Genomic DNA, 6,943 nt, shown 5'->3' on the forward strand with positions numbered 1-6,943 from the left:
GAACGGCCCTGTGCGGCCAGGAAGTCCGCCAGCAGGACATGTGACATGGCGTCCAGTGGGTCGTGCCCGACCAGAGTGCGGAAGTAGCCCTCGGCCGATACCCGGTCCCCGGCCGCGGCCGAGGCACGCCCCCGCGTCATGAGGACCAGGCGCACATTCTCCAGGGCCAGAAGGTAGCGGTCATCGCCGGCCTCGCCCACCGCCCGGTGGGCGAGCCGTTCGGATTCGTCGAGCATCCGCCGTACCTCGGCATGGTCGGACCGGTGGAAGGGGATGAAACTGACGGCACGCCAGTAGGCGCTGAGCAGAAGAATGCTGAAGTTGTTCGAGGGCGCCGCGTCGATGAGGGAGCGGGCCAGACCCTGCCAGCGGAGCATCTCCGCCATGGAGCGGTCCGACCGGGCGTGATCCACCACCAGATTGATCGCCGCGCTGAGCCTGGCGGCGGCTGGGAAGCGGGTGCTCCGGGCGAGGGCCACGAGGAGCGCGCGGGCGCCGGCGGCGATCCGGGGGTCGGGGCCCGAGGCGATCTGCCGTGCCACACAGCGCCAGTACGAGAGCTTGAGATGCTCCACTGTCATCGGGGCGGTAGCGGGCGTGGGCAGTGCGTCGACGGTGCTCCAGAAGCCCAGGCGGCCCAGTACCCGGGCGACCGACAGCTGCCGGTCGACGTCCAGGCTGCTCCAGTGGTCCAGCTCGCGGCAGAGACAGGCCCATTCGGCACTTCGGTGCGCTGCGGGCAGCTGACGCGGATCCTCGGCGGAGCGGGGGGAGTACGCGGCGCCGGAGCGGTCGAGGGAGCGGGGGGAGTACGCGGCGCCGGAGCGGTCGAGGGGGCCGGGGGAGTACACGGCGCCAGGGGCCCCGGGGGAGAGGGTCCGGCGGAACCCGCCGGGTGTGATCACCTGGTAGGGCGGCAGCATCTCACGGGCCAGATAGCGGCGCCCCAGGTCGGCGGTCGCCCGGGCGTGCAGCGGCCCCCGGTCGGTGTGCAGATCGAAGTAGGCGGCCAGGAGAGAGGGGGCCGGGCGGTCGCTCACAGGTCCGCCAGGTCGGCTCGCAGCCGCCGGTGGATATGTGTGATGACCTTCAGCAGATCGGCGCAGTAGACGGAGGGGTTGAGGAATCCCTGTCCGGCACGGTACCGATGGGCGATATGACCGCCGCCGCAGATCCGGTGGACCGGGCACGACAGACAGGTGGCGCACAGCGCGTCGGCGCCGAGCTGCCGGGCGACGATCGCGGGATGGGCGAGCGCGTCGGCGAGCGGGTGGTCGCGGACGTTCAGTCCGAGGCGGGCGGCCCCCGGATAGGCGGACTTGAGGGAGTCGACGCCCTCCAGACTCCCGTCGGTCTCGATGACCAGGGAGCGGGACGGTGTCAGTCCGACGGCCTCGGAGCGCGCCCGCCCGCCCAGCAGCATGCCCATGATGTCCTCGAAGAGCCTGACGCCGGTCGACCGGCGGGGTGCGTCGTACCAGTGGTCGAAGATGGCGAGCAGCCAGTCGGCGTAGTCCGTCCGCGAGGTTCCCGGGTCGTCGTGGGTGCCCGGAGCACGCGGGTCGTCGTGGGTGCGCGGGATGCCCGGGGCGTTGTGACTGCCCGGAGCACGGCGGGTGTCCAGGGTCGGCGAGGCGGCGGGCGGCCGTCCCGGCGGGGGGCCGGTCCAGTGCCGGTGCGGCAGCAGGAAGTCGACGGCCGGGGGCGCGTGGCTCGCCAGCTCCTCGAAGGTCTCCACCGGATCGGAGGCGAGATCGACCGTGCACAGCAGTCCGGAGAAGAGATGCCGGGTCGCCGGCCGGGTGAGGAGTGCCAGCCCGGCGACCGCCCCGGTGTGGCTGCCGCCGCCATGGCGATACGTACGGTGGCGGTCGTGATCGGCCCTCTTTCCGTCCAGGCTGACGCCGACCCTGATGCTCCATCTGTCGAAGATGTCCAGGAACTCCTCGTCGATGAGCAGTGCGTTGGTCTGGACGCCCAGGGAGACCCGGGGGACCGCCGAGAGCACCCGCGCGGCTTCCCGGGCGAGTTGGGCGAGCCGCCGGTGCCCCAGGAGCAGTGGTTCGCCTCCATGGAGAACGATCTGCACCGAGGGTACGGAGAATTCCGCGGCGTGCTCGGCGATGCGGCGGATCACCGTGGTCACGAGATCGTCTGTCATCGACGGCGGCCGGGTGCGCCAGCTCCGATCGCCCGTCTCATAGATATAGCAATGGTCGCATTTCAGATTGCAGTGGCCATGCACTTTGAGGATAAATTGATTGAACGGGAGCGGCTGCCAGCCTTTTCGCTGCATTTCGTCGACCGTGACAGTCGATGGCAGCCATTCGTGATGATTGGCCGAACGGCGGACGGGGCGTTGGGCGGGGCGGCGGGCAGGGCGGCCGGCGGGATGATCGACGGGGTGCTCGGCAGGGCGGTCGCCGGAACGGTCGCCAGGGCGGTCGGTGAGTCTGTCGGCGGGGCGGTCTGCGGGATGCGAAAAGGGTGAGGGATGAGTCATGGGTGACCGTGATCTCAGAGGTCCGCCTCAATGAAAGAATTGAAGGTCCCGCTGGTCAGGCGGCTGTCCGTGGAAATGTCGTACTGCCGTTCCAGTACCGCGCGCAGGGCGGGATTCGCCTTGCGGAGAAGGATTTCCACGGGGATCACCGCAGCGCTCGAAAGGTCGAAGTCCGCGGGCTCCGTCGTCTCTTCGGATTCCATGTGCCCCCAACGCTCACTGCAGACGCGTTATTGCATGTGCGTCACACATAGAATATATCAAGGCGAGAAGAGGCTACCGGCAGCCGATGAGACCGTCAAGAGAGCGAATTTGAGGCTTCCGGGAATGAAGTGACGGCTGGGATATCGGTGGGGATCGGTGGAGTTCCGAAAGCGCGGAAATCCCGTACGGGAAACCAGCGGCCAACCGCGTCCCCGGACCCGGGCGAAGGGGCGCACCACTGTCCCGGGCGGCAGACTGGGAGGGACGTACCACCATCCCGTGTGATCATCCGAGCAGGGACAGGGCAGCGGCCTGGAGCCGCAGGAAGTCGCCAGAAGTCGCCGGAGTCATCCGGAAGCGGCCGGGAAGCAGCGGCATCGAGCCGTGGAAGCGGTGGAAGCGGCGGCATCGAGCGGGTAGGACCCATGGAGGCGGCGATGACGGCAGTCGGCCCGGCAAGTACGGGCGACAGGGCACCAGGTGCGCCGAACTGTCTGGTCACCGGCGCGACCGGCTATATCGGCGGCCGACTGGTGCCAGAACTGCTGCGGGCGGGTCACCAGGTGCGCTGTCTGGCCCGTACGCCCGGGAACCTGCGCGATCATCCGTGGGCGCGGCAGGTGGAAGCGGTCAGGGGAGATGTCCTGGACGCGGTCTCGGTACGGGATGCGATGCGCGGCATCGAGGTCGCCTACTACCTGGTCCACGCCCTGGGCAGTGGCCAGGACTTCGAGGAGACCGACCGCGAAGCCGCACGGATCTTCGCCGACGAGGCGCGCGCGGCCGGTGTCCGGCGCATCGTCTACCTCGGCGGACTCACCCCTGAGGGAGTGCCGTACCGCAGGCTCTCCCCTCATCTGCGGTCCCGGGCCGAAGTCGGAGAGATCTTCCTCGCCTCCCCGGTGCCCGCCACCGTCCTGCGGGCCGCCGTGATCATCGGGTCCGGGTCGGCATCCTTCGAGATGCTGCGCTATCTCACCGAACGCCTCCCGGTGATGGTGACACCCAGGTGGGTGCGGACCCGCATCCAGCCGATCGGTGTACGGGACGTCCTGCGCTATCTCGTCGGCTCGGCCCGGATGCCCGACGAGGTGAACCGCGCCTTCGACATCGGCGGCCCGGATGTCATCACCTACCTGGACATGATGCGGGGCTACGCGGCCGTCGCCGGGCTGCCCCGGCGGCTGATCGTGCCTGTACCGGTGCTCACCCCGCGCCTCTCCAGCCACTGGGTGGGACTGGTCACCCCCGTCCCGCACTCCATCGCCCGGCCGCTCACCGAATCGCTGCGCCATGAAGTGGTGTGCCGCGAACACGACATCGCGCATTACGCCCCCGACGGCCCCGGTCGGCCGCTCACCTTCCGGGCCGCCCTGACGCTGGCCCTCCAGCGGGTCGGAGAAGCCCGGGTGACCACCCGCTGGTCCTCGGCCGGACTGCCAGGAGCCCCCAGCGACCCCTTGCCGACCGACCCGGACTGGGCAGGCGGAAGCCTCTACGCCGACCACCGCGAACTGCCGGTCGACGCCTCGCCCGCAGCCCTGTGGCGAGTCATCGAGGGCATCGGGGGCGACAACGGCTGGTACTCCTTCCCACTCGCCTGGGCCGTACGGGGCTGGCTGGACCGGTTCGTGGGCGGCGTCGGGCTGCGGCGGGGCCGGCGGGACGCCGAACGGCTGCGCGTGGGCGACTCGCTGGACTTCTGGCGGGTCGAGGAGATCGAACCCGGCCGGCTGCTCCGGCTCAGGGCCGAGATGCGGCTGCCAGGGCTCGCCTGGCTGGAAATGTATGCGGAACAGGATGAACACGGCCGGACCCGCTACCGCCAGCGAGCGCTCTTCCATCCCCATGGCCTGCTGGGGCACGCCTACTGGTGGAGTGTGTCCCCGTTCCACGCGCTCGTCTTCGGCGGAATGGCCCGCAACATCGCGCGGGCGGCGGTGCGGGGCGCGGCCCCGCATACGCCCGACCGGTCGGAGCGTAGGGCTGCGGTACGGGCGGGACCCCGACGGTGATTCGCGTGCGGACCGGGCCGGAGCGTACGGCTACGGAACGAGCGGGACCCCGACAGTGATCCGCTTGCCGACCGGCCGGCGCCCGGCGTCGAAGCCCACGCTCAGCGCGAGCACTATCTCCAGACCGTGCCGGCCGACCCGCGCAGGCTCCGCCGGACATGCCACCGGCAGGTCGGGGCTGGTGTCCCAGACGGTGATCTCCAGGAGATCACCGACGACTTCCAGATCGATAAGACACGGACCGGGCGCGTACTTGCAGGCATTCGTCACCAGCTCGCTGACGACCAGCTGAGCCTTCTCGATCACCTCGGCCGAGACCGGTTCACCGAGCCCGGTCCCTACCTCCGTCAGGAATCGCGCGGTGAAGTGACGTGCCGCGGCGATGCTCTCCGGAGCGCCGTCGTAACCGGCGCCGGCCCAGGGGCGCAGACGGGAAGACATGGCCTCGTCCCGGTCCGCCAGCCCGATGTGTTCCATGCTGCTCCCGTACCTGTGTGTCCGCTCGTCCTGTTGCCGGGTCCGCGGCTCTTCCGTTCGCTGTGCCTTGCGGCGATGCCCGCCTACCCCGGTGCGCGCTCCTCATTCCTGGAGCCTGGACATCCGTTCGGAGCGCGACCCCCGGCCCCGGCGGCGCGGTGCCGCCGGAGCCCGGGGCCGGTCCGGGCCGCCCCGGGGCCGCGGCTGCGCCCCAGGGTGACTCCCGGTGTCAGCGGCCTTGCAGGGCCTTGACGTTGTCACCGAACGTCCAGCCTCGGGAGCCGTCCCAGTTGATCGACCAGGTCATCAGACCCTTCAGGCCGTTGTTGTAGGTGTTCCACGCCTGCGACACCTGGCCTGTCGACATATGGCCGCCCCCGGCGCCCGGCTGCGCGGGCAGTCCCGGAACCTGCTTGTCGTACGGAACCCTGATCGTGGTGCCCTGGATGACCAGTCCCCGGTCGAGACAGTCCGTCTGCGCGGTGAATCCCTCGACCGTTCCGGCGGCGTACGAGTCGCCGGAACAGCCGTACATGCTGCCGTTGTAGTACTGCATGTTCAGCCACCACAGCCGGCCGTTGTCGGCGTACTTCTTCACGATGGGCAGATACGCGCCCCAGATCGAGCCGTAGACCACGCTGCCGCCGGTGACATACGCCGTCTCGGGCGCCATCGTCAGCCCGAATCCGGCGGGCATCTGGGCGAGCACACCGTCGATGATGCGCATCAGATTGGCCTGCGAGGCGGACGGCTGGTTGATGTTGCCGCTGCCGACGAGGCCGGTCTCGATGTCGATGTCGATACCGTCGAAGTTGTACTTCTTCAGGATCGGCACCACCGTGGCGACGAACCGGTCGGCGACGGCGCTGGAGCTGAGGTCGATCCCGGCAGCCGCGCCGCCGATGGACATCAGGATGGTGAGCCCGGCCTGCTTGGCCTCGCACATCTCGGCCGGGGTCGGGACCTTCACATTGGTGTCCATCCCGTCTTCCCACAGGACGGTGCCGTCCGAAAGGATCACCGGGAACGCCGCGTTGATCACGTTGTAGCCGTGGGTGCGGATACGGCTGTCGGTGATCGGGATCCAGCCGAGCGGCGGGTGCACGCCGTTCGCGGCACCGTCCCAGTTCTCCCAGTATCCGTGGAGCACCTTGCCCGAAGGCTTCGGCTTGACCGCGCAGGTGTCGGCGGGCGGCGGTGCGGTCGGCGCCGCCACGGCGGGTATCTGCGCGGCGAAGACCATCGCCAGACCGACGCCCAGCAGGCGTAAGGCCCGTCCGATCATGCTGTGCCTGTGCTCGCTTGCTGCCATGCGTGCCGTCCATTCCGTTGGGGGCGCCACCGGGCCGGTGCGGATTCCATGAAGGGTCGGCGCTGGACGAGGGGGTTCCTGGCGGCGGGCACGTAGAGCCGCGGTGACCAGAAGCCCTTGCGGCCGTGAGCGTGGCCGGTGGTGGGGGAGTGGCTCTGGAGTGACACGCTCACCTCCTGGACTGTGGGGGGCCTGGAGACGTACGCGGTGGGTGTGGTGAGCAAACGGTAAGTTGGTCCAGACCTGTGGTCAAGAGGTCTGGACCAACTGCCGTGCATGCAGAAGTTGTTGGACCCGTCCGCCCGCGCCGAACGCGCCTGGCGATGAGGCCCGGGAGAACCGTCTGAGCTGGCGCCCTGCCCGGATCACGGGTCGGGCGTTCATCCTTTGCGGGTTTGGATTTCGGTGGTGAGTTGGGGGATGACGGTGTGG

7 protein-coding genes are annotated in these 6,943 nt (G+C 69.5%); 2 read left to right on the forward strand and 5 right to left on the reverse strand.

Going from position 1 to position 6,943, the window contains the following annotated elements; genetic code table 11:
* Both ACWF94_RS28505 and ACWF94_RS28510 read right to left on the reverse strand, forming a co-directional pair.
* Positions 1 to 1,040 (reverse strand): hypothetical protein (locus ACWF94_RS28505; RefSeq protein ID WP_453494547.1); only part of this gene is annotated, 1,040 nt, incomplete at its 3' end.
* Positions 1,037 to 2,296, reverse strand: coding sequence for a radical SAM protein (locus ACWF94_RS28510; protein ID WP_453494550.1), 1,260 nt, complete (start codon positions 2,294 to 2,296; stop codon positions 1,037 to 1,039). The genes ACWF94_RS28505 and ACWF94_RS28510, both read right to left, overlap by 4 nt.
* Here ACWF94_RS28510 and ACWF94_RS28515 point away from each other — a divergent pair.
* Positions 2,213 to 2,491: a hypothetical protein gene (locus ACWF94_RS28515; protein WP_453494565.1), complete on the forward strand. Its 279-nt coding sequence runs from the start codon at positions 2,213 to 2,215 to the stop codon at positions 2,489 to 2,491. The two genes, ACWF94_RS28510 and ACWF94_RS28515, sit on opposite strands and share 84 nt — an antisense overlap.
* 26 nt (positions 2,492 to 2,517) lie before the next feature.
* On the opposite strand, the gene ACWF94_RS28520 is transcribed toward ACWF94_RS28515, so the two are convergent.
* Complete coding sequence (locus ACWF94_RS28520; protein WP_453494553.1) at positions 2,518 to 2,706, reverse strand: hypothetical protein; 189 nt, start codon at positions 2,704 to 2,706, stop codon at positions 2,518 to 2,520.
* A gap of 438 nt (positions 2,707 to 3,144) precedes the next feature.
* Between ACWF94_RS28520 and ACWF94_RS28525 the strand changes: the two genes are divergently transcribed.
* Positions 3,145 to 4,722 (forward strand): SDR family oxidoreductase, encoded by a 1,578-nt coding sequence (locus ACWF94_RS28525; RefSeq protein WP_453494556.1) that lies wholly within the window; start codon positions 3,145 to 3,147, stop codon positions 4,720 to 4,722.
* A 30-nt stretch (positions 4,723 to 4,752) separates the two neighbouring features.
* Here ACWF94_RS28525 and ACWF94_RS28530 read toward each other — a convergent pair whose 3' ends face one another.
* Both ACWF94_RS28530 and ACWF94_RS28535 read right to left on the reverse strand, forming a co-directional pair.
* Positions 4,753 to 5,199 (reverse strand): ATP-binding protein, encoded by a 447-nt coding sequence (locus ACWF94_RS28530; protein ID WP_453494559.1) that lies wholly within the window; start codon positions 5,197 to 5,199, stop codon positions 4,753 to 4,755.
* Between the two features lie 229 nt (positions 5,200 to 5,428).
* Complete coding sequence (locus ACWF94_RS28535; protein ID WP_453494562.1) at positions 5,429 to 6,442, reverse strand: chitinase; 1,014 nt, start codon at positions 6,440 to 6,442, stop codon at positions 5,429 to 5,431.
* Positions 6,443 to 6,943 lie beyond the last annotated feature (501 nt).

It is taken from the genome of Streptomyces sp. NPDC055078, assembly GCF_053607985.1.